19 protein-coding genes and 2 pseudogenes are annotated in these 22275 nt (G+C 74.5%); 12 read left to right on the top strand and 9 right to left on the bottom strand.

What is annotated here, in order from left to right:
• Positions 1-22: 22 nt before the first annotated feature.
• The 5 genes from ACFV0O_RS21365 to ACFV0O_RS21345 form a co-directional block, all read right to left on the bottom strand.
• Positions 23-757 (bottom strand): hypothetical protein, encoded by a 735-nt coding sequence (locus ACFV0O_RS21365; protein ID WP_380343979.1) that lies wholly within the window; start codon positions 755-757, stop codon positions 23-25.
• A gap of 93 nt (positions 758-850) precedes the next feature.
• A complete protein-coding gene (locus ACFV0O_RS21360) occupies positions 851-1450 on the bottom strand; it encodes a nucleoside triphosphate pyrophosphatase (RefSeq protein ID WP_380343976.1) in 600 nt (199 codons plus the stop codon).
• A 34-nt stretch (positions 1451-1484) separates the two neighbouring features.
• On the bottom strand, positions 1485-1625 hold the full coding sequence (mmpB, locus tag ACFV0O_RS21355) for a morphogenic membrane protein MmpB (protein ID WP_360265290.1): 141 nt from the start codon (positions 1623-1625) through the stop codon (positions 1485-1487).
• Positions 1626-1815: 190 nt separating this feature from the next.
• Entirely contained in the window at positions 1816-2037 is a 222-nt protein-coding gene (locus tag ACFV0O_RS21350) for an acyl-CoA carboxylase subunit epsilon (RefSeq protein WP_380343973.1), read from the bottom strand.
• 28 nt (positions 2038-2065) lie between these two features.
• Complete coding sequence (locus tag ACFV0O_RS21345; protein ID WP_360265284.1) at positions 2066-3655, bottom strand: acyl-CoA carboxylase subunit beta; 1590 nt, start codon at positions 3653-3655, stop codon at positions 2066-2068.
• Positions 3656-3895: 240 nt separating this feature from the next.
• Here ACFV0O_RS21345 and ACFV0O_RS21340 point away from each other — a divergent pair, with 240 nt between their 5' ends.
• From ACFV0O_RS21340 to ACFV0O_RS21325, 4 genes and pseudogenes are all read left to right on the top strand, one after another.
• Entirely contained in the window at positions 3896-4789 is an 894-nt protein-coding gene (locus ACFV0O_RS21340; protein ID WP_380343970.1) for a biotin--[acetyl-CoA-carboxylase] ligase, read from the top strand.
• Positions 4790-4962: 173 nt separating this feature from the next.
• Complete coding sequence (locus ACFV0O_RS21335; protein WP_380343968.1) at positions 4963-6087, top strand: adenylate/guanylate cyclase domain-containing protein; 1125 nt, start codon at positions 4963-4965, stop codon at positions 6085-6087.
• A 352-nt stretch (positions 6088-6439) separates the two neighbouring features.
• Positions 6440-7573, top strand: a pseudogene (locus tag ACFV0O_RS21330) (diguanylate cyclase domain-containing protein); the annotation flags it as partial.
• 879 nt (positions 7574-8452) lie between these two features.
• Positions 8453-8806 carry a hypothetical protein gene (locus ACFV0O_RS21325; RefSeq protein ID WP_380343965.1) on the top strand — a complete coding sequence of 118 codons (354 nt, stop codon included), beginning with the start codon at positions 8453-8455 and terminating at the stop codon, positions 8804-8806.
• Here ACFV0O_RS21325 and ACFV0O_RS21320 read toward each other — a convergent pair.
• Positions 8778-9026: a TetR-like C-terminal domain-containing protein gene (locus ACFV0O_RS21320; protein ID WP_380344037.1), complete on the bottom strand. Its 249-nt coding sequence runs from the start codon at positions 9024-9026 to the stop codon at positions 8778-8780. The two genes, ACFV0O_RS21325 and ACFV0O_RS21320, sit on opposite strands and share 29 nt — an antisense overlap.
• Positions 9027-9053: 27 nt before the next feature.
• Between ACFV0O_RS21320 and ACFV0O_RS21315 the strand changes: the two are divergent.
• Both ACFV0O_RS21315 and hutH read left to right on the top strand, forming a co-directional pair.
• Positions 9054-9943, top strand: a pseudogene (locus ACFV0O_RS21315) (macrolide family glycosyltransferase); the annotation flags it as partial.
• A 155-nt stretch (positions 9944-10098) separates the two neighbouring features.
• Entirely contained in the window at positions 10099-11676 is a 1578-nt protein-coding gene (gene hutH, locus ACFV0O_RS21310; protein ID WP_360265344.1) for a histidine ammonia-lyase, read from the top strand.
• Positions 11677-11704: 28 nt separating this feature from the next.
• Here hutH and ACFV0O_RS21305 read toward each other — a convergent pair whose 3' ends face one another.
• Positions 11705-12127: a hypothetical protein gene (locus tag ACFV0O_RS21305; protein ID WP_380343961.1), complete on the bottom strand. Its 423-nt coding sequence runs from the start codon at positions 12125-12127 to the stop codon at positions 11705-11707.
• Positions 12128-12478: 351 nt separating this feature from the next.
• On the opposite strand from ACFV0O_RS21305, the gene ACFV0O_RS21300 reads away from it, so the two are divergent.
• Positions 12479-13348, top strand: coding sequence for a MurR/RpiR family transcriptional regulator (locus ACFV0O_RS21300; protein ID WP_380343958.1), 870 nt, complete (start codon positions 12479-12481; stop codon positions 13346-13348).
• 91 nt (positions 13349-13439) lie between these two features.
• Entirely contained in the window at positions 13440-13760 is a 321-nt protein-coding gene (locus ACFV0O_RS21295) for a hypothetical protein (protein WP_360265358.1), read from the top strand.
• Between the two features lies 1 nt (position 13761).
• Here ACFV0O_RS21295 and ACFV0O_RS21290 read toward each other — a convergent pair whose 3' ends face one another.
• Positions 13762-14334, bottom strand: a complete 573-nt coding sequence (locus tag ACFV0O_RS21290) for a Uma2 family endonuclease (RefSeq protein ID WP_380343955.1) — start codon at positions 14332-14334, stop codon at positions 13762-13764.
• A gap of 192 nt (positions 14335-14526) precedes the next feature.
• Here ACFV0O_RS21290 and hutU point away from each other — a divergent pair, with 192 nt between their 5' ends.
• The 4 genes from hutU (at position 14527) to hutI (ending at position 19986) form a co-directional block, all read left to right on the top strand.
• Positions 14527-16194 (top strand): urocanate hydratase, encoded by a 1668-nt coding sequence (gene hutU, locus ACFV0O_RS21285; protein WP_380343952.1) that lies wholly within the window; start codon positions 14527-14529, stop codon positions 16192-16194.
• A 20-nt stretch (positions 16195-16214) separates the two neighbouring features.
• Entirely contained in the window at positions 16215-17396 is a 1182-nt protein-coding gene (locus ACFV0O_RS21280) for an allantoate amidohydrolase (RefSeq protein WP_380344034.1), read from the top strand.
• Positions 17393-18745, top strand: a complete 1353-nt coding sequence (locus ACFV0O_RS21275; RefSeq protein WP_380344032.1) for a formimidoylglutamate deiminase — start codon at positions 17393-17395, stop codon at positions 18743-18745. Before ACFV0O_RS21280 ends, ACFV0O_RS21275 begins: the two co-directional genes overlap by 4 nt.
• 74 nt (positions 18746-18819) lie before the next feature.
• Positions 18820-19986, top strand: a complete 1167-nt coding sequence (hutI, locus tag ACFV0O_RS21270) for an imidazolonepropionase (protein WP_380343949.1) — start codon at positions 18820-18822, stop codon at positions 19984-19986.
• A 60-nt stretch (positions 19987-20046) separates the two neighbouring features.
• Here hutI and ACFV0O_RS21265 read toward each other — a convergent pair whose 3' ends face one another.
• On the bottom strand, positions 20047-22140 hold the full coding sequence (locus ACFV0O_RS21265) for a prolyl oligopeptidase family serine peptidase (RefSeq protein ID WP_380343946.1): 2094 nt from the start codon (positions 22138-22140) through the stop codon (positions 20047-20049).
• Between the last annotated feature and the right edge of the window lie 135 nt (positions 22141-22275).

Below are 22275 nucleotides of genomic sequence, written 5' to 3'. Positions count from 1 at the left end.
GCCACACTCTCGCGCGGACGGCTCAAGCGGCGCCGGAGCGGGCGCCGGGCCGCTGCAGCGCCTCGGCGGTGACGTCGGCCACCAGCTCCACCATGTCCGGCCCGTACGCCTCCGGATTGACCACCCGCAGGACCATCGCGAAGGTGCCGTTGCGGCCGTGCCGGCGGGCGAGTTCGCGGTGGTGGGACACCAGGTAGCGCACGCCGGCCTGGTTGGCGGTGCCGGTCTGGCCGGCGATCAGGAACACCGGGCGGCCGCCGTCCGGGGTGGCGATCCGGGCCAGCAGGGTGTGCGACTGGTCGTGGTCGGCGGTGAAGTCGCGGTCGCCCACCACGAGCACGTTGCTGCCCGGGCCGGGGCCGGAGGTGACCAGCACGCCCGGCAGTCCCCAGGCCAGGTGGGCGGCCATCCGCTCGTTGCTGACCGGGCCGCCCAGGCAGAGCTCGGTCTTGGTGCCCAGACCCCGGTGCGCGGCGTCGTGCGCGACCAGTTCGGGCCGCGCCCCGCACTCCTCGACCAGCCCGGCCAGCCACATCAGGGCGTAGGCGTCCCGGCGGGTCACGGTGTGCGCGTGCGAGCCCGTGCCGACGCTGCGCGGCACCACGATCAGGCACTCGCTGTCGGCGGGCAGCCCGAGGAACTCCCGCACCCGCTCGACCCTGCGGCGGCGCCGCACGGCCTGGGCGAGCCAGCCGAGGCCGGCACTGATGGCGCTGGCCACCAGACCCAGCACCACGTTGAGCACGCTGTCGGTCATCGCCGTGTTCCCTCCCCCGTGTGGACGGCGGTCAGCTTAGAGGCACAACTGTCGGGAGCGGGAGGTCACTTGGGTCACGGATCGGCCGGGTCGTCAGGCCCAGAGGTCGACCAGCCGGACGTCGAGGTCGGCGAGCAGCCGGCGCAGCAGCGGCAGGGAGAGGCCGATGACGTTGCCCGGGTCGCCGTCGATGCCGTCGATGAACGGCGCCGAGCGGCCGTCGAGGGTGAACGCCCCGGCCACGTGCAGCGGTTCGCCGGAGGCCACGTACGCGGCGATCTCCTCGTCGTCCGGCGTGCCGAAGCGGACGGTGGTGGAGGCGGTGGCCGAGGACTGTCGGCCCGTCACCGTGTCGATCACGCAGTGGCCGGTGCGCAGGACCCCGGCGCGGCCGCGCATCGACTGCCAGCGGGCCAGCGCCTCGGTGGCGTCGGCGGGCTTGCCGAGCGCCTGCCCGTCCAGCTCCAGGACGGAGTCGCAGCCGACCACCAGCTCGCCGCCGGTGAGTTCGGCGGCGACGGCCTTCGCCTTGGCCTCGGCCAGCACGAGCGCGAGCTCGGCGGGGGAGGCGGCGCTGATCGCGTCCTCGTCGACGCCGCTGACCACCACGCGCGGGTCGAGACCCGCCTGGCGCAGCAGCCCGAGGCGGGCGGGGGAGGCGGAGGCGAGGACGAGGGCGCGCTGGTCGGTCATGCCCACCAGAGTAGGGGGTGCCGCTGTCCGCCGTTCAGGTGAACATCCGGGCGATCATGAGCAGGACGGAGCCGACCAGTACCAGGGCGCCGAGCACCCGGCCGGCCCGCTGCATCCGTTCCTGCATCCGACGGGCCTCGGGCGAGGGCTCGTCGCGGGGGTCTGACCAGAGCACCCGTCCAGAGTGCGCCGGGCCCGGGCCCGGGCGCCTGAGTATCCGTACTCAGGTTTCGGGCGATCCGGGCCGGGCGCCCCCGGTGGTCCGGCCGGACGCAGCCCAGTGGCGCCCGGCCGGTGCGGGCGGGTACGGGCGGGTGCAGCACGGAGCGGGACGCTGGCCGGGCCGACGTCCCGCTCCGGACGCCTCAGCGTGCCCAGCCGGACGTCCGCCAGGCGTTGAGGCCCGGGTGGACGGCGGGGCGGAGCAGGCGGGAGCGGTCGTTCCAGGGGGATGCCGGGCCGTCGCCGGCCCGGCGCGCCGCCTCGGCGGCGGCCTGCGCGGCGGCGGCCCGGGCCTGGACCACCGCCAGAACGGTGGCCAGCTCCTCGGGGGTCGGCTGCCCGTGCAGCACGTGGATCGGGGACATGGCTGGTTCTCTCCCGACGGGGACGGGTCTACAGGGGGATGTTGCCGTGCTTCTTCGGCGGCAGCACCTCGCGCTTGCCGCGCAGCGCCCGCAGGCCCCGGACGATGTGCCGACGGGTCTCGCTCGGCGCGATGACCGCGTCGACGTAGCCGCGCTCGGCCGCCAGGTACGGGTTCAGCAGGGTGTCCTCGTACGAGGCGATCAGCTCGGCCCGCTTCGCCTCGGCGTTGCCGGCCGCCTCGGCCTCGGCGATCTCCCGGCGGTGCAGGATGTTGACCGCGCCCTGCGCGCCCATCACGGCGATCTGGGCGGTCGGCCAGGCCAGGTTGAGGTCGGCGCCGAGGTGCTTGGAGCCCATGACGTCGTACGCGCCGCCGAAGGCCTTGCGGGTGATCACGGTGATCAGCGGGACGGTGGCCTCGGCGTAGGCGTAGATCAGCTTGGCGCCGCGGCGGATGATGCCGTCCCACTCCTGCTCGGTGCCGGGCAGGAAGCCGGGCACGTCCACGAAGGTCAGCACCGGGATGTTGAACGAGTCGCAGGTGCGGATGAAGCGGGCGGCCTTCTCGCTGGCGTTGATGTCCAGGCAGCCGGCCAGGTCCATCGGCTGGTTGCCGACGATGCCGACCGACTGGCCCTCGACCCGGCCGAAACCGGTGATGATGTTGCCGGCGTACAGCGGCTGGGTCTCCAGGAACTCGCCGTCGTCGACGACGTGCTCGATCACCTTGCGCATGTCGTACGGCTGGTTCGCCGAGTCCGGCACGATCGTGTCGAGTTCGAGGTCCTCGTCGGTGACCGTCAGGTCGGCCTGCTCCGGGTACGACGGCGCGTCGCTCAGGTTGTTGGAGGGCAGGTACGAGAGCAGGCTCTTGACGTACTCGACGGCCTCCTTCTCGTCCGCGGCCAGGTAGTGCGCGTTGCCGGACTTGGTGTTGTGGGTGCGCGCGCCGCCCAGCTCCTCCATGCCGACGTCCTCACCGGTGACGGTCTTGATCACGTCCGGGCCGGTGATGAACATGTGCGAGGTCCGGTCCGCCATCACCACGAAGTCGGTGATCGCCGGGGAGTACACCGCGCCGCCCGCGCAGGGGCCCATGATCAGCGAGATCTGCGGGATGACGCCCGAGGCGTGCACGTTGCGGCGGAAGATCTCGCCGTACAGGCCGAGCGAGACCACGCCCTCCTGGATCCGGGCGCCGCCGGAGTCGTTGATGCCGATGACCGGGCAGCCGGTCTTCAGCGCGAAGTCCATCACCTTGACGATCTTCTCGCCGAAGACCTCGCCCAGGGAGCCGCCGAAGACGGTGAAGTCCTGGGCGAAGACCGCGACCTGACGGCCGTCGACGGTGCCGTAGCCGGTCACCACGCCGTCGCCGTACGGGCGGTTCCTCTCCTGGCCGAAGTTGGTCGAGCGGTGCCGGGCGAACTCGTCGAACTCCACGAAGGAGTCCTCGTCCAGCAGCTCGACGACCCGCTCGCGGGCGGTCAGCTTGCCCTTGGCGTGCTGCTTCTCCACGGCCTTGGACGAGCCGGAGTGCACGGCTTCGTCCAGCCTGCGTCGCAGGTCGGCGAGCTTGCCCGCGGTCGTGTGGGGGTCGTACGGCGCCTCGGTCATCCGGTGGCTCTCCCTGATCCTTGGCCGCGACCTGTTCGAGTGCGCGCGGGCCGGGTGGTGGGCCCGCGCATGAGGGCAGGGCGGCGCTACGAACTACCGCTGGGTAGCGTAGCCAGCGCGGAGGGCGATCCGGCACGTCCTGGCGTTATGGCCATCGACACAGTTTTATCGGGGCGCGTTCTGCGGGACGATGGGGCGGCCTACGCCCCGCGGCCGCGCCCACGATCTAGGGTTTCCCCCATGACCGCACCCGACACCCCTCGACGCAGCGGACTGCGCGGCTTCGGCCGCACCGGACCGTCCCCCTGGACCGATCTGGACCGTCCGCCGCTGGACGAGGAGGCGCTGCGCCACGACCTGCTCGTCCCGGGCGGGCTGTGGACCTCCCTCGACGTCGTCACCGAGACCGGCTCCACCAACAGCGACCTCGCCGCCCGGGCCAGGGCCGGCGCCGCCCAGGGCGCGGTGCTGGTGGCCGAGGCACAGAACGCCGCGCGCGGGCGGCTGGACCGCCGGTGGACCGCCCCGGCCCGCTCCGGGCTGTTCCTGTCCGTCCTGCTGCGCCCCGAGGAGGTGCCGGTCGAGCGCTACGGCTGGCTTCCGATCCTGGTCGGGGTGGCCGCGGCGAGCACGCTCGGCCGGGTCGCCGAGGTCAAGGTCGGGCTGAAGTGGCCCAACGACCTGCAGGTGGAGGTGGACGGCGCGGAGCGCAAGATCGGCGGCATCCTCACCGAGCTGTCCGGCGGCGCGGTGGTCGTCGGCCTCGGCCTCAACGTCTCGCTGCGGGCCGACGAGCTGCCCGTCCCCACCGCCGCCTCGCTCGCGCTGGCCGGCGCCACCACCACCGACCGGGGCACCCTGCTGCGGGCCCTGCTGCGCGAACTCGCCGGGCTGTACCGCGAGTGGACGGCCGCCGCCGGCGACCCGCACGCCAGCGACCTGCTGCGCGCCTACGTGGACCGCTGCACCACGCTCGGCCGTCAGGTGAAGGTCCACCTGCCCGGCGACACCGAGCTGTCCGGCGAGGCGGTGGCGGTGGACGGCGACGGCCGGCTGGTGGTCCGCACGCCCGACGGCGCACGCCGGGCGGTCGGTGCGGGCGACGTCGTCCACGTGCGCCCCGAACCCCGCTGAACGGCAGGCTTCACCTCTCCTTGACCCGGGCGGATGCCCCGGATCCGGCGATTCCGTGCGAACATTCCACCTGGCAGCGGTGTGAGGCGCGCCACTGTCCGCCCGGGTGGCGGACGGTGCGCCCGGACAGGTAGGACACGAGGCGAGTGCGGCGACCGCACGGGGACGGACCGGTGGCAGAGGACGGCAGCAGCGGCACGACGGCGGGCAGCGCCGACCCCACGGTCGCGCTCGAACTGGAACGCCTGATCCTGGACGCGCCGCGCCGTTACACGCCGTACCAGGCCGCGCGCGCCGCCGACGTCCCGATGGAGCTGGCCACCCGGTTCTGGCGGGCCATGGGCTTCCCCGACATCGGCCAGTCCCGGGCGCTCACCGACGGCGACGTGATCGCGCTGCGCCGGCTGGCCGGCCTGGTCGAGTCCGGGCTGCTGAGCGAGTCGATGGCGATCCAGGTCGCCCGTTCCACCGGCCAGACCACGGCCCGGCTGGCCGGCTGGCAGATGGACACCTTCCTGGAGAACCTCACCCAGTCCGTCGAGCCCGGACTGACCCGCGCCGACGTCGCGTACCCGCTGGTCGAGCTGCTGCTGCCGGAACTGGAGCAGTTCCTGGTGTACGTCTGGCGCCGCCAGCTGGCCGCCGTCACCGGGCGGGTGGTGCAGGCCGCCGAGGACCACGAGATCACCAGCGGGCGGCTCGCCGTCGGCTTCGCCGACCTGGTCGGCTTCACCCGGCTGTCCCGGCGGCTGGAGGAGGAGGAACTCGGCGAACTCGTCGAGACCTTCGAGAACACCTGCTCCGACCTGATCGCCGGGCAGGGCGGACGGGTGATCAAGACCCTCGGCGACGAGATCCTCTACGTCTCCGAGGACCCGGCGACCGCCGCCGAGATCGCGCTCAGCCTGATCGAGGCGCTCGCCGGGGACGACGCGATCCCGCCGCTGCGGGTCGGCATGGCCTTCGGCACGGTCACCTCTCGGATGGGCGACGTCTTCGGCACCACCGTCAACCTGGCCAGCCGGCTCACCTCGATCGCGCCCAAGGACGCGGTGCTGATCGACGGCGAGTTCGCCGCCGCGCTGGAGCAGAACGGCAGTGTCGCCCCGGCCGACTCGGAGGGCCCGGGACTGGCCGAGGCGCTGTCGGCCGCCGCCGGGATGCCCGCCTCCGGGCTGCCGATGCCGGGGCCGGACGCCGGCGCCCGGTTCCACCTGCAGCCGATGTGGCGGCGGCCGGTGCGGGGGCTCGGGCTGGTCGAGCCGTGGCTGCTCACCCGGCGGCTGAAGGCCGAGTAGCACCGTGGCGGCCGCGGGCGGTTCGGCCGCAGGAGTTCGGCTTCGGGCGGTTCGGCGGGCACGCTCCGGCAGCGGGGTTCCCCGTGTCGAACGGTTGAAACCCGTACGGCCCGAGGGTGGTCCATCCGGGCAAACGGGGCATAACCAACCGAAATCGCCATAGTCTTGGTGCAAGCGGCCGGTTGGGTGCGACCGGGCGACGGGGGTCCGGCAGGACCGAGCACGGGAGCGAGGCGAGCCGGTGAGCAGTGAGGCGATCATGACGGACCGCGGCTGCGACTGTGGCGGCTCGCCGCACCGCGACCCGCTGCCCGACCTGCGACTGCAGTCCGTGGTCGAGCTCGCCCAGGACATGGCCGGCGCGCTCACCCCGCTGGAGGCCGTCCGGGCCGCCGCCGGCCGGGCCACCGAGGCCCTCGGCGCCACCATGGCCGCCGTCTCGGTCTGGGACCGCGAATCCGGCCGCCTGCGGGTCCTGGTCAACCACGGCGACCTCGCCCCCGGCGAGGAGGAACTGCCCGAGGACGAGTCCTACCCCGTCGCCGACTTCCCCGAGATCGTCACGTACCTGGAGGAACGCTGGACCACCGGGCGCCTGCCGCGTGCCTGGCTGCAGAGCGCCGAGAACAGCGAACCGCACGCCGGCCACGTGCACCCGACCGCCGGCGCGTACTGCCGGGAGCGCGCCGCGGCGCTGCGCCGGCGCGGGCGGGCCTGCTGCGTGGTCGCGCCGATCGTGCTGCACGGGCAGGCCTGGGGCGAGCTGTACCTCGCCCGGTCCGTCGGGGTGCCCGAGTTCACCGAGGCCGACGCCGACTACGCCACCCTGCTCGCCGCCCAGGTCTCGGCCGGACTCGCCCAGACCGAACGCCTCGCCGACCTGCGCAAACTCGCCTTCTCCGACCCGCTCACCGGCCTCGCCAACCGGCGCGCCGTCGATGCCCGGCTGGACAGCGCGCTCGAAACCCACAACCGGGACAACACCGTCGTCTCGCTGGTCGTCTGCGACGTCAACGGACTGAAACGGGTCAACGACCAGCTCGGCCACGAGATGGGCGACCGGCTGCTGGAACGGTTCGCCCACCAGCTGTCGCTGGCCGCCGCCAAGCTCCCCGGCAGCCTCGCCGCCCGGCTCGGCGGCGACGAGTTCTGCCTGCTCGTGGAGGGCCACAAGGCCGACGAGGTGGTCGCCGCCGCCGAGGAGCTGTGCGCCCGGGCGCTCGCCCTGTCCGAGGGCGAGGGCGTCGCCTGCGGCGTCGCCTCCACCGGGGACTCGATCGGGCCCGTCACCACCCCCGACCGGCTCTTCCGGCTCGCCGACGCCGCCCAGTACCGGGCCAAGGCGGCCCGCGCCGCCCACCCCGTGGTCGCCGGGCGCAGCCACGGCCCCGGCTTCTCGCCCGACCCGACCGTGCTGCTCGCCGACGCCGCCGACCCGCACCACCGGGCCGACGGGCGGCGCGGGCCGAACGGACGGGCCGGTTCGGGCGACCGGCGGCGCTTCCGCGGCGCCGCCCACAGTGCCGACCCGGGCCAGCTGCTCACCGCCGTCCTCACCGCCCTCGACCAGGCCGCCACTGCCCGGGCCGTCCACCCAGCCGACACCCTCGCCAAGCTCGTCGTCGTCGCCGAGACCTCGGCCCGGCTGCTCGACGCCGTCGGCTGGTGGGTCTCCTACGTCCCGCCCGGCTCCCACCTCATGCGCACCGCCCAGCACGCCGTCTACCGGATGACCAGCGGCCCCAGCAGCACCCGCGCCGAGACCCAGCGCGCCCAGATCGAGGCCCCCGACGCGGTCTTCGACCTGCGCCACTACCCGATGACCCGCCGTGCCGCCCGCGGCGGCGCCTTCGCCCTGCGGGCCGGCGCAGCCGGCAACGACCCGGCGGAGGAGGCCATGCTCGTCGTCTCCGGCTACCGCGGCATGGTCGCCGCCGGGGGCCAGAACCCGGCCGGCGGCTGGCTCGTCGAACTCTTCGCCGACGACGCCACCCTGCCGCTCGGCCAGGCCGCCTCCGCCATGCGTGCCCTGGTCGCCGTCGCCCTCGCGGGCGCGGCCTCCCCGCCGGTGGTCTGAGGGACCGCTCCGGGGCGTCCGCGGGGCCCACCCGGCGTGCGCGGCCGCCGTGTTCGTCTGCCATGCTCTTGCCGCACTCACTCGGGGGCGGCTCGTTCGGGGCCGGCCCGGAGGGGCGAGGGGCGGGCCGCCGGACGCTGTCCGGGCGGCCCGGCCGGGCCGTGTGCCGATTCGGTGACCGGGATGTCGCGGGTGGGTCGCGGTCGGCGGCCGGGGGGTGCCCCCGGCGGGTGGGGCGGTGGCATGGTGGATGGCCGGTCGAGCGGTAACGGGAACGGGGGCGGGGTCGTGGGCAGACGGTTGACGGGTGCGGCGGTGGCCGGGGTACTGGTGTTCGGCGGCGGGGTGGCGGTGGCCGCCCCGGCGTCGGCGGCGCCGGTGGTGCGGACGGCACCGGACCGGGCGCCGCAGGTGCGGGACGGCGCGCGGGTGCACCGGATCAGCCAGGTCGCCGGATCCAAGTCGAAGTCGGCGTCCACGTCGGCGTCCAAGTCGAAGCTGAAGAAGAAGGCGAAGCACGGCTTCTTCCACGGGTTCTTCCACGGCCTTCTCGGCTGGCTGGCCACGCTCCTGCTGGTCGGCCTGCTGGCCACCGTCCTGATCGTGCTCTGGGTCAGGCGTTCGCGGTCCCAGGCGGGTTGAGGGCCCGCAGCACGGCGTCGACCAGGCGGTCCGCGTGGTCGTGGGTGAGCGGGCCGAGCCGGTACTGCCAGCGGTAGTAGAGCGGGCCGTAGAGGAGTTCGACGGCCAGGCCGAGGTCGGCGTCGGGGGCGATCCGGCCGGCCTCGCGGGCGCCGCGCAGGCGGTCGCGGGTGATCTCCAGCAACGGGTCCAGCAGACGGGTGCGGTACTCGGCGTGCAGCGCGGGGTCGTTGAGGATCTCGCCGACGACCGGCCCGACCTGGTGCTCTGCGACATCGCCGGCTTCGCGGGCCGGGCCCTCGGTGAGCGGCTGGGAGTGCCGGTCGTGCAGCTGTCGCCCACCTTCGTCGGCTGGGAGGGCTTCGAGCAGGACCTGGCCGAGATGTTCGAGGCGGTCCGGTCCGGACCGGGCGGCGCCGAGTACTACCGCCGCTTCGCCGACTGGCTGGCCGGGGCCGGCACGGTCCAGCGCGACGTCGACGCCTTCAAGAACCGCCCGGAGCGGGCGATCGCGCTGGTCCCGCGCGCCCTGCAGCCCAACGCCGACCGGGTCGACGAGCAGCGGATCGACTTCGTCGGGCCCTGCTTCGGCGACCGGGCCCACCAGGGGCGGTGGGAGCGGCCGGCCGGTGCGGAGAAGGTGCTGCTGGTGTCGCCGGGTTCGGCGTTCACCCACCAGCCGGCGTTCTACCGGGCCTGCGTCCAGGCCTTCGGCGACCTGCCGGGCTGGCACACGGTGCTGCAGATCGGCGCGCACACCGACCCGGCCGAACTCGGCGAAGTGCCGGACACCGTCGAGGTGCACCGCTGGGTGCCGCAGCTGTCGGTGCTCGCCCAGGCGGACGCGTTCGTCACCCACGCGGGCATGGGCGGCTCCAGCGAGGGCCTGTTCCACGCGGTGCCGATGATCGCGGTGCCGCAGGCCACCGACCGGTTCGCCAACGCCGACGCCCTGGTCGGTCTCGGCGTCGCCCGCCGTCTGGACACCGGCGTGGCGACCCCGCAGGCGCTGCGCACGGCCTGCTGGAGCTGGTCGGCGACCCGGCGGTGGCGGAGCGGCTGCGGGAGCTGTCCGCCGCCGGCCGGGCCGAGGGGGGCGCCGCCCGGGCGGTGGACCTGATCGAGGCGGAGCTGTAGGCCTGAGCCCGGCCCGGGCCTGCCCGGGCCCCGTCCGGCCGAGGCGGGGCGGGCGGGGGTCACGGCGTGCGGCCCGGATCCGGACGGCGGAGAATCCGGATGACGAACACCTGTTGTCATATCTCCATTCACCTGATGTGATGGTGTATATGGATATGCACAGTGCTGTGGCCCCCGACGCTCCGCTGGTCCTGGTCGGCAAGGCCGACGTCAGTGCCGAGGACGTTCTGGCCGTCGCCCGGGGCAACGCCCGGGTCGAGATCGGTCCCGACGCGCAGGCCGAGATGGCGGCCGCCCGTGCGCGGATCGACGCCCTCGCGGCCGAGCCGCGTCCCGTCTACGGCGTGTCGACCGGCTTCGGCGCGCTCGCCGTCCGGCACATCAGCCCCGAGCTGCGCGCGCAGCTGCAGCGGTCGCTGGTGCGCTCGCACGCCGCCGGCATGGGGCCGGCCGTCGAGCGCGAGGTGGTCCGCGCGCTGGTCTTCCTGCGGATGAAGACGCTGGCCTCCGGCCGCACCGGCGTGCGCCCGCTGGTCGCGCAGACCATGGCCGCCCTGCTCAACGCGGGCATCACCCCGGTGGTCCGCGAGTTCGGCTCGCTCGGCTGCTCCGGCGACCTCGCGCCGCTGTCGCACTGCGCGCTGGTCCTGATGGGCGAGGGCACCGCCACCGGCCCGGACGGCGTGGAGAAGCCCGCCGCCGAGCTGCTCGCCGCCGCCGGGATCGAGCCGGTCGAGCTGCTGGAGAAGGAGGGCCTGGCCCTCATCAACGGCACCGACGGCATGCTCGGCATGCTGGTGATGGCCATCGCCGACCTGCAGCGCCTGTTCACCACCGCCGACATCACCGCCGCGATGACCCTGGAGGCGCTGCTCGGCACCGACAAGGTGCTCGCCCCCGAGCTGCACGCCCCGATCCGCCCGCACCCGGGCCAGGCGCTGAGCGCCGCCAACATGCTGGCCGTCCTCAAGGACTCCGGCCTCACCGGCCACCACCAGGACGACGCGCCGCGAGTCCAGGACGCCTACTCGATCCGCTGCGCCCCGCAGGTGGCCGGCGCCGGCCGGGACACCCTGGCCCACGCCCAGCTGGTCGCCTCCCGCGAGCTGGCCGCCTCGGTGGACAACCCGGTGGTGCTGCCGGACGGCCGCGTCGAGTCCAACGGCAACTTCCACGGCGCCCCGGTCGCGTACGTGCTGGACTTCCTCGCCATCGCCGCCGCCGACCTGGGCTCGATCTCCGAGCGCCGCACCGACCGGCTGCTCGACAAGGCCCGCTCGCACGGCCTGCCGGCCTTCCTCGCGGACGACCCGGGCGTGGACTCCGGCCTGATGATCGCCCAGTACACCCAGGCGGCGCTGGTCAGCGAGAACAAGCGGCTCGCCGTCCCGGCCTCGGTCGACTCGATCCCGTCCTCCGCGATGCAGGAGGACCACGTGTCGATGGGCTGGTCGGCCGCGCGCAAGCTGCGCCAGGCCGTCGAGAACCTCGGCCGGATCCTCGCCGTCGAGCTCACCGCCGCCGCCCGCGCGCTGGAGATCCGTCAGCAGGCCGACTCGGCCGGCCGGATCGCCCCGGCCAGCGCGGCCGCGCTGGCCGTCGCCCGGGAGGCGGGGGTCGGCGGCGCCGGCCGCGACCGCTTCCTCTCGCCGGACCTGGAGGCGGCCGCGGCGCTGGTCGCCTCCGGCGAGCTGGTGCGCGCGGTCGAGCAGGTCACCGGCCCGCTGGCCTGACCCGTCCCGGGCGCGGGGTGGCCGGGGCTCAGTCCCAGTCGCCCCGCGGCCGGCGGTCCGCGCGGTTGCGGCGCTCGCCGAACGCGGCGGCGAAGTTGACCCCGACGATGCCCGCCCAGCAGACCAGCAGGCCGCCGAAGCCGCCGTTCGCCGGGTTGGTGGCGATCGCGGTCAGCGGGATGCCGAAGGCCATCGACACCACCGCGAGCCCGTTGCCGGAGCGCTTGCCCCAGCCCAGGCGGCGGGACCGCTGGTGGCGGTCGTGGTACCCGCGCGGCTCCTGGTCGTCCATCTGCTGGGCCACGGAGCGCTCGACCCGCGCGTCCAGGCGGGCGTCGAGACGCTTCATGAAGGAGTCGACGAGCTCGTCCTCGTACTCCTTGCCGAGCTCCTTGCGGGCCTGCAGGGTGGCGTCGAGGTCGCGCCGCAGATCGTCCTGGCGAGTGTCCATGGAGTACAGCGTGGCGCCGACGGGGCGCCCGGTCCATCCGTTCGCGGGGGGAATCCGGGCGGGCTCAGGGACAAATCAGGGTTACCCCGAGCCGTGCGGGGCGGCCGACGGGCCGTCACCCGCCGGGCGCCCCGCGAGCGCGCCCCGGCCGTCCGCGGACCGGGGCGCGACTCTCCTCCGGCCGTAATTCGGCCGCACTCCGCCCCTTCTCCGACTGTCCGCATACCGATCTTTTCCGTCCGATCCTCGGGACGTCTCACGGAGCGTTCCGCCGTACGAGACGTCTTTGCCAGGCGGGGCCCGCTGCTGCACAGTCGTCGTCCGAACCGCTCGCACCCGGAGGTACCGCTGATGACCGCCCTCGACGAGACCGGCAGCGTCGGCCCCTCCGCCCGGCTGCTCCAGCTGTTCGAGGGTCACCGGCTGACTCCGACCCAGCGCCGGATCGCGCACTCGCTGGTGCGGCACGCCACCGAGGCCCCGTTCCTGTCCAGCGTCGAGGTCGCCGAACTCGCGGGCGTCAGCCAGCCGTCCGTCACCCGGTTCGCGGTCGCGCTCGGGTACGACGGCTACCCGGCGCTGCGCAGGCAGCTGCGCGAGCTCGGCGGGGGAGAGCCCGCCGCGCCGGAGACCCCGGACGACGCGGTGCGCAACGAGCACCAGCAGGCCGTGCTCGCGGAGATCGCCCACCTGCGCCACCTCGCCGAGCTCCTCGCCGACCCGGAACCGATCATCCGGGCCGCCCGGCTGCTCGCCGCCTCCCGCCCGCTGCCGGTGCTCGGCCTGCGGGCCGCCTCGGCGCAGGCCCGTGGCTTCGCCTACTTCGCCGCCAAGGTGCACCCGGACATCCGGCTGCTGGACGAGGGCGGCAGCATGCTCGCCGACCGTCTGGAACAGGCCACCGCGGCCGGGGCCAGCGCGCTGCTCTGCTTCGCGCTGCCGCGCTACCCGCGGGAGCTGATGGACGCTCTGGCGGTGGCCCGCGAGTGCGGGCTGACGGTGCTGACCGTCGCCGACAGCGCCTTCGCGCCGGTCGCCAAGCTGTCCGACCTGATGCTGCCGGCCGCCGTCGGCACCGGCCTGGTCTTCGACACCGCGTGCGCGCCGATGATGCTCGGCCGGGTGCTGCTGCAGGCGATGTGCGACGAAATCCCGGGCGCCGAGGCCCGGTTGGAGGCGATCGAGCAGTCGGCGACGGCGCGCGGCCTGTTCCTGGAGTAGCGGCGGGCCGGAACCGGTGCGGCCCGGACCGGGCGTGGCCGGGAATAGTCGTCACGAACCCGGGCATCCCCTACTGCAGGGGGTGCCGCCCATGCGCGTGATCCACGAGATGAAGTTCGTCGCCCGGCTGTCCTCGGGTGCCGACGAATGGTCCTGCCCCGCCTGCGGACGCCGCGTCACCCTGCGGCGGCTGCCCGATCCCGAACTGACCGTCCTCGACCCGGGCGACGAGTCCGCCGTCCACGTCGGCGTCATCGAACCCGACGCCCGCGCCGCCGCGGCCGCCGAGAAGTACGGCCTCGGTCCCGTCCAGGACGTCCCCCGGCCGCCGTCCCCGCCGACGCCGGACGCGGACGACCGCCGCTGGCTCGCCGAGATCGGCATCGACTGGGACGGCGGCGCGGCGGCCTGACTCAGCTCCGGGGCGCGTACAGCGGAAGCTCGGAGGTGTCCAACTCGGAGGGCAGCGGCGAGGGCAGCGGGACGTGCTCGCCGTACTTGCCGTGCAGCACGCCCTGGTAGGCGCCGTCGCGGGGGTGGGTGTAGAGCGTCCAGGTGCCCTTGCGCGGGTCCATGGCGAGGAGGAGGGCCACGCCGGCGACGGCGTACCAGTCGGTCTTCGTGGCGACGCTCCTCACGCCTTCCGAGTTGGAGATCACCTCGACGGCCAGGGCGACCTCGTGCGGGTCGGACAACCACTCGTCGTCCTGATCCCAGTCCACCGGGAGGACGATCAGGTCGGGGGTGACGTAGTCCTCGTCGTTGCCCGGCATGCCGATGGACGACACCTCGTAGGAGCCGAGGTCGGCCGGCAGCTTCGGATCCAGCTGGATGCGCAGCCGTCGCACGGTTCCCGCGTGCTTGCCGCGAGGCGGCGGGGACATCACCAGGGCTCCTCCGATGATCTGGACGCGAAGCCCCGTGCTCTGCTCGATCTGCTCCGCCGCGTCCCGGAGTCTGCCGGGCCGCACGGTGATGGCCGGCATGGTGCCCTCCGCTCCCTGGTACTGGGCCGAGTGGCTGGTGTTCGCCGGGTTCAGGCTAGCGCCCGGAGCCGGTCGGCGGCACGGTTGATCGGATGGGACCGATCGGTTTCGGGGTCTGGTCGAAAGCCCGTTGTTTAGTTATATTCAGTCGAGCAAGGCTTGAATGAATCCATCCGCAGGGAGGCCGGGACTATGGTGCAGCAGGCGAGCGGTCCGCGCGAGGTTCGCGCGGCGCGCGGAACGGCGCTCACGACGCAGGGGTGGCAGCAGGAGGCCGCCCTGCGGATGCTGATGAACAACCTCGACCCCGAGGTGGCCGAGCACCCGTCGAAGCTGGTCGTGTACGGCGGCACCGGCAAGGCCGCGCGGGACTGGCGCTCCTTCGACGCCATGGTGAAGACGCTGCAGGGCCTGAAGCAGGACGAGACCATGCTGGTCCAGTCCGGCCGCCCGGTCGGCGTGATGCAGACCCACGAGTGGGCGCCGCGCGTGCTCATCGCCAACTCCAACCTGGTCGGCGACTGGGCCAACTGGGAGGAGTTCCGCCGGCTGGAGAGCCTCGGGCTCACCATGTACGGCCAGATGACCGCCGGCTCCTGGATCTACATCGGCACCCAGGGCATCCTCCAGGGCACCTACGAGACCTTCGCCGCCGTCGCCAACAAGCGCTACAACGGCACGCTGGAGGGCACCATCACCCTCACCGCGGGCCTCGGCGGGATGGGCGGCGCCCAGCCGCTGGCCGTCACCATGAACGGCGGCGTGGCGATCTGCATCGACTGCGACCCGTCCCGGATCTCCCGCCGGATCGAGCACCGCTACCTGGACGTCGAGGCCAAGGACCTCAGCCACGCGCTGGAGCTGGCCACCGCCGCCCGCGACAAGAAGCAGCCGCTGTCCATCGGCCTGCTGGGCAACGCCGCCGAGCTCTTCCCGCAGCTGCTCGCGATGGACGCGCCGATCGACATCGTCACCGACCAGACCAGCGCCCACGACCCGCTGAGCTACCTGCCGATCGGCGTCTCCTTCGACGACATGGCCACCTACGCGGCCGAGAAGCCCGCCGAGTTCACCACCCGCTCGCGCGAGTCGATGGCCAAGCACGTCGAGGCCATGGTCGGCTTCCTGGACCGCGGCGCCGAGGTCTTCGACTACGGCAACTCGATCCGCGGTGAGGCCCAGCTGGCCGGCTACGACCGCGCCTTCGCCTTCCCCGGCTTCGTCCCCGCCTACATCCGCCCGCTGTTCTGCGAGGGCAAGGGCCCGTTCCGCTGGGCGGCCCTGTCCGGCGACCCGCAGGACATCCACAAGACCGACAAGGCCGTGCTCGACCTCTTCCCGGAGAACGAGTCGCTGCACCGCTGGATCAAGATGGCCCAGGAGAAGGTGCACTTCCAGGGCCTGCCCGCGCGCATCTGCTGGCTCGGCTACGGCGAGCGCGACAAGGCCGGCGAGCGCTTCAACGACATGGTCGCCTCCGGCGAGCTGTCCGCGCCGCTCGTCATCGGCCGCGACCACCTCGACTGCGGCTCGGTCGCCTCCCCGTACCGGGAGACCGAGGCGATGCTGGACGGCTCCGACGCGATCGCCGACTGGCCGCTGCTCAACGCCATGGTCAACGTCGCCTCCGGCGCCTCCTGGGTCTCCATCCACCACGGCGGCGGCGTCGGCATCGGCCGCTCCATCCACGCCGGCCAGGTCACCGTCGCCGACGGCACCGCGCTGGCCGGGGAGAAGATCCGCCGGGTGCTCACCAACGACCCGGGCATGGGCGTCATCCGGCACGTGGACGCCGGCTACGACCGCGCCGACGAGGTCGCCGCCGAGCGCGGGGTGCGCGTCCCGATGGGTGAGCTGTGACAGCACCTTCGTTCGAAGAGATGTGGGCGGAGCTGCTCCCCGTGGGCCGCTCCGCCGCCTCCGGCGGCTACCGCCGCTTCGCCTGGAACTCCGCAGACGCGGAGTGCCGCGCCTGGTTCGAGCAGCAGGCCCGCAGCCGCGGCCTGACCTACGAGCTGGACCGCAACGGCAACCAGTGGGCCTGGCTGGGCGACCCGCAGGCCGGCGGGGCCGTCGTCACCGGCTCGCACCTGGACTCCGTCCCGGACGGCGGCGCCTTCGACGGCCCGCTCGGGGTGGTCTCCTCCTTCGCCGCGCTGGACGAACTCCGCGCCCGGGGAACCGAGTTCACCCGGCCGCTGGCGATCGTCAACTTCGGCGACGAGGAGGGCGCCCGGTTCGGCGTGGCCTGCATCGGCTCCCGGCTGACCGCCGGGGTGCTCTCCCGCGAGGCCGCGTACGACCTGCGCGACGCCACCGGCGTCCGGCTGCCCGACGCGATGGAGAAGGCCGGCTACGACCCGACCGCCATCGGCGCGGACGACGACCGGCTGGCCCGGGTCGGCGCCTTCGTCGAACTCCACGTCGAGCAGGGCCGCTACCTCGCCGAGGGGCAGCCGGTCGGCGTGGCCGGCGCGATCTGGCCGCACGGCCGCTGGCGGTTCGACTTCCACGGGGAGGCCAACCACGCCGGCACCACCCGGATCGAGGACCGCCGCGACCCGATGCTGACCTACGCCAACACCGTGCTCGCCGCCCGCAAGAAGGCGAAGCACGCGGGCGCGCTCGCCACCTTCGGCAAGGTCGCGGTCGAGCCCAACGGCACCAACGCGATCGCCTCGCTGGTCCGCGGCTGGCTCGACTCCCGGGCGGCCGACGAGCGCACGCTCACCGAACTGGTCGCCGAGATCGAGCGGGCCGCCGCCGAGCGCGGCGAGCGCGACGGCGTCCGGGTCGAGCTGACCCGCGAGTCCTACACCCCGGTGGTGGAGTTCGACGGTCCGCTGCGCGACCGGCTCGCCAAGCTCCTGGACGCCCCGGTGCTGCCCACCGGCGCGGGACACGACGCCGGGATCCTGGCCTCCGCGATCCCGACCGCCATGCTGTTCGTGCGCAACCCCAGCGGCGTCTCGCACTCCCCGGCCGAACACGCCGAGGTGGCCGACTGCCTGGCCGGGGTCACCGCCCTCGCCGACGTACTGGAGGACCTGGCGTGTCAGTGACCGCAGTGAGCTACTGGGCGCCCTACGCCTGGCTGCCGCACCCCAACGGGCCGGTGGTCGAGCGGGACGTGCTGATCGCCACCGGCCCCGGCGGCCTGATCACCGCGGTGACGCCGGACAGCGGGCCCTGCCCGTCCGGCGCCGTCCGCCTCGAAGGGCTGCTGCTGCCCGGCCAGGCGAACGCCCACTCGCACGCCTTCCACCGGGCGCTGCGCGGGCACGTGCAGGTCGGCTCCGGCACCTTCTGGACCTGGCGCGACACCATGTACCGGTTCGCCGGCGTGCTCGACCCGGACAGCTACCTGGAGCTCGCCACCGCCGTCTACGCCGAGATGGCGCTGGCCGGGATCACCGCCGTCGGCGAGTTCCACTACCTGCACCACGCGCCCGGCGGCGCCCGCTACACCGACCCGAACGCGATGGGCGAGGCGCTGATCGAGGCCGCCGCCCGGGCCGGCATCCGGATCACCCTGCTGGACACCTGCTACCTGTCCGCCGGCTTCGGCGCCGAGCCGACCAGGCCGCAACAGCGGTTCAGCGACGGCGACGCGCAGGCCTGGGCCGAGCGGGCGGACGCGCTCAAGCCGCGCGAGCACGCCCGGATCGGCGCCGCCATCCACTCCGTCCGGGCCGTCCCGGCCGAGCAGCTGGGCACCGTCGCGCAGTGGTCGCGGACGCGCGGGGCGCCGCTGCACGTCCACCTCTCGGAGCAGACCGCCGAGAACGACGCCTGCCTCGCCGCACACGGCGTCACCCCGACCCGGCTGCTCGCCGAGCACGGCGCGCTCGGCCCGCTCACCTCGGCCGTGCACGCCACCCACCTCACCGACGAGGACGTCAAGCTCCTCACCGACTCCTCCACGACCGTCTGCATGTGCCCCACCACCGAGCGGGACCTCGCGGACGGCATCGGCCCGGCCCGCCGGCTCGCCTCGGCGGGCTGCCCGATCACCCTGGGCAGCGACAGCCACGCGGTCATCGACCCGTTCGAGGAGGCCCGCGCCCTGGAGCTGGACGAGCGGCTGCGCACCCGCACCCGCGGCCACTGGACGGCGGGCGCCCTGCTGCGGGCCGGCACCGAGGACGGGCACGCCTCGCTCGGCTGGCCGGAGGCCGGGCGGATCGAGGCCGGGGCGCTCGCCGACTTCACGGTGATCGCGCTGGACTCGGTCCGCACCGCGGGCCCGCCGCCCCGGCTCGGCGCCGAGATCGCGGTCTTCGCGGCCTCGGCGGCGGACGTGCGGCACGTCGTGGTCGGCGGCCGGCACGTCGTCCGGGACGGTGCGCACCAGCTGGTGGCCGACGTCCCGGGCGCGCTGCGGTCCGCCATCGGCGCGCTGGACTGCTGACCCCGCCGACCCCCGCGGCGGGACCCCCGCCCGCCGCGGGAACCCCCGTCCAACCCCCATCGGAAGGCCTTGTCTTGAGCACCTTGATCACGGGCATCGGCAGCCTGGTCACCAACGACCCCGGGCGGGGCACCGGGCCGCTCGGCCTGCTGACCGACGCGGCCGTGGTGCTGGACGGCGCCACCGTCGCGTGGGTCGGCCCGGCGGACCGGGCCCCGGCCGCGGACGAGCGCGTCGACGCCGCGGGCCGGGCCCTGCTGCCCGGCTTCGTCGACTCGCACGCCCACCTGGTGTTCGCGGGGGACCGCACCGCCGAGTTCAACGCCCGGATGTCCGGGCAGGCGTACACGGCGGGCGGGATCCGCACCACGGTGGCGGCCACCCGGGCCGCGACCGACGCCGAACTGGACGCCAACCTGGACCGGTTCGTCCGGGAGGCGCTGCGCCAGGGCACCACCACCATCGAGTGCAAGTCCGGCTACGGGCTGACGGTGGAGGACGAGGCCCGGGCCCTGCGGATCGCCTCCCGGCACACCCCGGAGACCACCTACCTGGGCGCGCACGTGGTCGCCCCCGAGTACGCCGAGGACCCGGCCGGGTACGTCGACCTGGTCACCGGCGAGATGCTGGACGCCTGCGCCCCGCACGCCCGGTGGGTGGACGTCTTCTGCGAGAAGGGCGCCTTCGACGGCGACCAGGCACGGGCGGTCCTGACCGCCGGCATCGAGCGCGGGCTCACCCCGCGGGTGCACGCCAACCAGCTCACGTACGGTCCCGGCGTGCAGCTCGCCGTCGAGCTGGGGGCCGCCTCGGCGGACCACTGCACCCACCTCACGGACGAGGACGTGGCGGCGCTGGCCGGCTCGGGGACGGTCGCGACCCTGCTGCCGGGGGCGGAGTTCTCCACCCGGGCCGAGTACCCGAGCGGGCGTCGGCTGCTGGACGCGGGGGCCGTGGTGGCGCTGTCCACCGACTGCAACCCGGGTTCCAGCTTCACGAGTTCGATGGCATTCTGCATCGCGGTCGCGGTGCGGGAGATGGGGATGACGCCGGACGAGGCGGTCTGGGCGGCCACCGCGGGCGGCGCCCGCGCGCTGCGCCGCACCGACGTCGGCGTGGTCGCCCCCGGCGCCCGGGCCGACCTGCTGCTGCTCGACGCGCCCTCGCACGTCCACCTGGCCTACCGGCCGGGCGTGCCGCTGACGGCCGCGGTCTGGCGCGCGGGTGTCCGCGAGGTCTGACCGACGGTCTGCGGGAGCCTCCCGCCATGTCTTCGCGTCCGGCCGGGCAGGTGCTTCCCGCTACGCCGGCGTCCGCGGCGCGGGGCCCAGGGAGCGCCGCAGGAAGTCCAGTTCGTGGCCCAGCAGGTTCTCCACCACCGACTCGTCGCCCGGCCGGTGCCCGGTGGCGGCGAGCGGGAGGACCTCGTGCGGGCGGCCCGCGGCGAGCAGGGCCCGGGAGAGCCGCAGGGCGTGCGCGGGGAAGACGTTGTCGTCGGCGAGGCCCTGGACCAGCAGCAGCGGCCGGCGCAGGCCGGGCGCCGCGGTGATCAGCGAACCCTCGTCGTAGTGCGCGGGGTGCTCGTCGGGGTGGCCGAGGAAGCGTTCCTGCCAGTGGGTGTCGTAGGTGCGCCAGTCGGTGGGGGCGGCCCCGGCCGAGGCCGCGTGGAAGACGTCCGGGCGGTGCAGGACGGCGTAGGCGGCGAGGTACCCCCCGAAGGACCAGCCGCGGATGCCGACCCGGCCGGTGTCGAGCAGCCCGGGCCGTAGCCGGTCGGTCTCCCGCAGGCCCTCGATCTGGTCCTCCAGCACCGGGCCGGCCTTGTCGCCGTACACCGCCTTCTCCCAGCGCGGCCCGCGCCCGGGGGTGCCGCGGCCGTCCACGACGAGGACCGCGAAGCCCTGGTCGGCGAACCACTGCGAGACCAGGTCCCACCAGAGGCCGCCGGAGGTGGCCTTCTGCATCGCGGGCCCGCCGTACGGGTCGAGCAGGACGGGCAGCGGGCCGGCGCCGGGGCGGTGGCCGGTGGGCAGGAAGAGCGAGGCGCGCAGTTCGCGCGGGCCGAGCCGGAGCAGTTCGGGCCGGGCGGCGGACGCGGGCGGCCGGGCGTGCGAGACGAGCGGGAGCTCCGGACGGCCCTCGCGCAGGACGGTGCTGCGACCGGCGGGGTGGCCGTCGGCCCGGGTGGTGAGTACCAGCGTGCCGCCGTTCCGTACGCCGGTGTGCAGACCGGGGCCGCTGCTCAGCCGACGGAGGCCGGTGTCCGGCCGGTACGTCCAGAGGTGGGTCTCGGTGGGCTCGTCGGAGGCGGTGAACAGCACCTGCTCGCCGTCGGTGCCGAGCACCTCGCGCAGCTGCAGCCCGGCCGGGGTGACCGGCTCGCCGTCGACGGTCAGGTGCCGGGTGTCGGCCAGGTCGGCGGAGCCGACCAGCGCGCCGGCGGCGGTGCGGGCCGGCAGGCCGGGGAGGAGTTCGACCCAGTGCTCGTCGCGCTGCTCGGCGAGCACCCGGGTGGTGCCGTCCGGTCCGACCGCCAGGGTGCGGACGGTGCGCTGGTCTCGGCTCTGCACGGCGGCGTACGGGCCGTGGGCGTCCCAGCCGGCGGCGGTGAGGTACTCGAAGGCGGTGCGGTCCCAGCGGACCTCGGTGCGGCTGCCGTCGAGGCCGAGCAGCCACAGCGAGACGTCGGCGTTGGCGGTGCCGGCCAGTGGGTAGCGCAGGGCGCGCGGCGGGCGGTGCGGGTCGGAGGGGTCGGCCACGAAGACCCGGGTGACCGGGCGTTCGTCGACCCGGGCGACGAGCAGCGCGGTGCCGTCGGGGGACCACCAGTGGCCGCGGGTGCGGTACATCTCCTCGGCGGCGACGTACTCGGCGAGGCCGTAGGAGACGTCCTCGGCCTCGGGTTCGGCGAGTGCCCGGTCGTCGGTGCCGTCGACGGAGACCACCCGCAGGGCGCCGGCCGTGACGTAGGCGATCCGGCGGCCGGTCGGGTCCGGACGGGGGTCCTGTGGCGGGCCGGGGGCGGCGGTCGGGACGGCGCGGACGGCGGCCTCGGCGGGGCCGTCGGCGGGGGCCGTGGTGTCGGCCGTGGTGTCGGCCGTGGTGCCGGCGATCCACAGGGCACCGCCCAGGGTGAAGGCGGCGAGCCGACCGGTGGCGTCGGTGTCGTACGCGGTGATGCCGCTGTCGGCGCCGAGGGCGGCCGGGTCGGCGACCACCCGTTCCGCGCCGGTGGCGGTGTCCAGGGCCCAGAGGCAGTCCAGTGGATCGGTGCCGCCGCGGCTGCGCAGGAACAGGACGGTGGTGCCGTCGGTGCTCGGTCGCGGCCGGGTGGGGGCGCCGAGGGTGAACCGCCGGGTCCGGGCGAGGCTGCGGGGCAGGGAGTCGGTGGGCATGCTGCACGGTAGGCAGAAAACGGCCGGGGGGGGGCGGGGGGGGGGGGGTGAAACCCGCCCCCCCCGGGCGGGGGGGGGGGGGGGGGGCGGCGGGGCGGGGGGGAGTGTAAAAAAAAAAAACTCCGCCGCAACATA

This window comes from Kitasatospora sp. NPDC059577, from assembly GCF_042735475.1.
GTDB lineage: Bacteria > Actinomycetota > Actinomycetes > Streptomycetales > Streptomycetaceae > Kitasatospora.
This window is presented reverse-complemented; position numbering and strand designations above follow the sequence as displayed.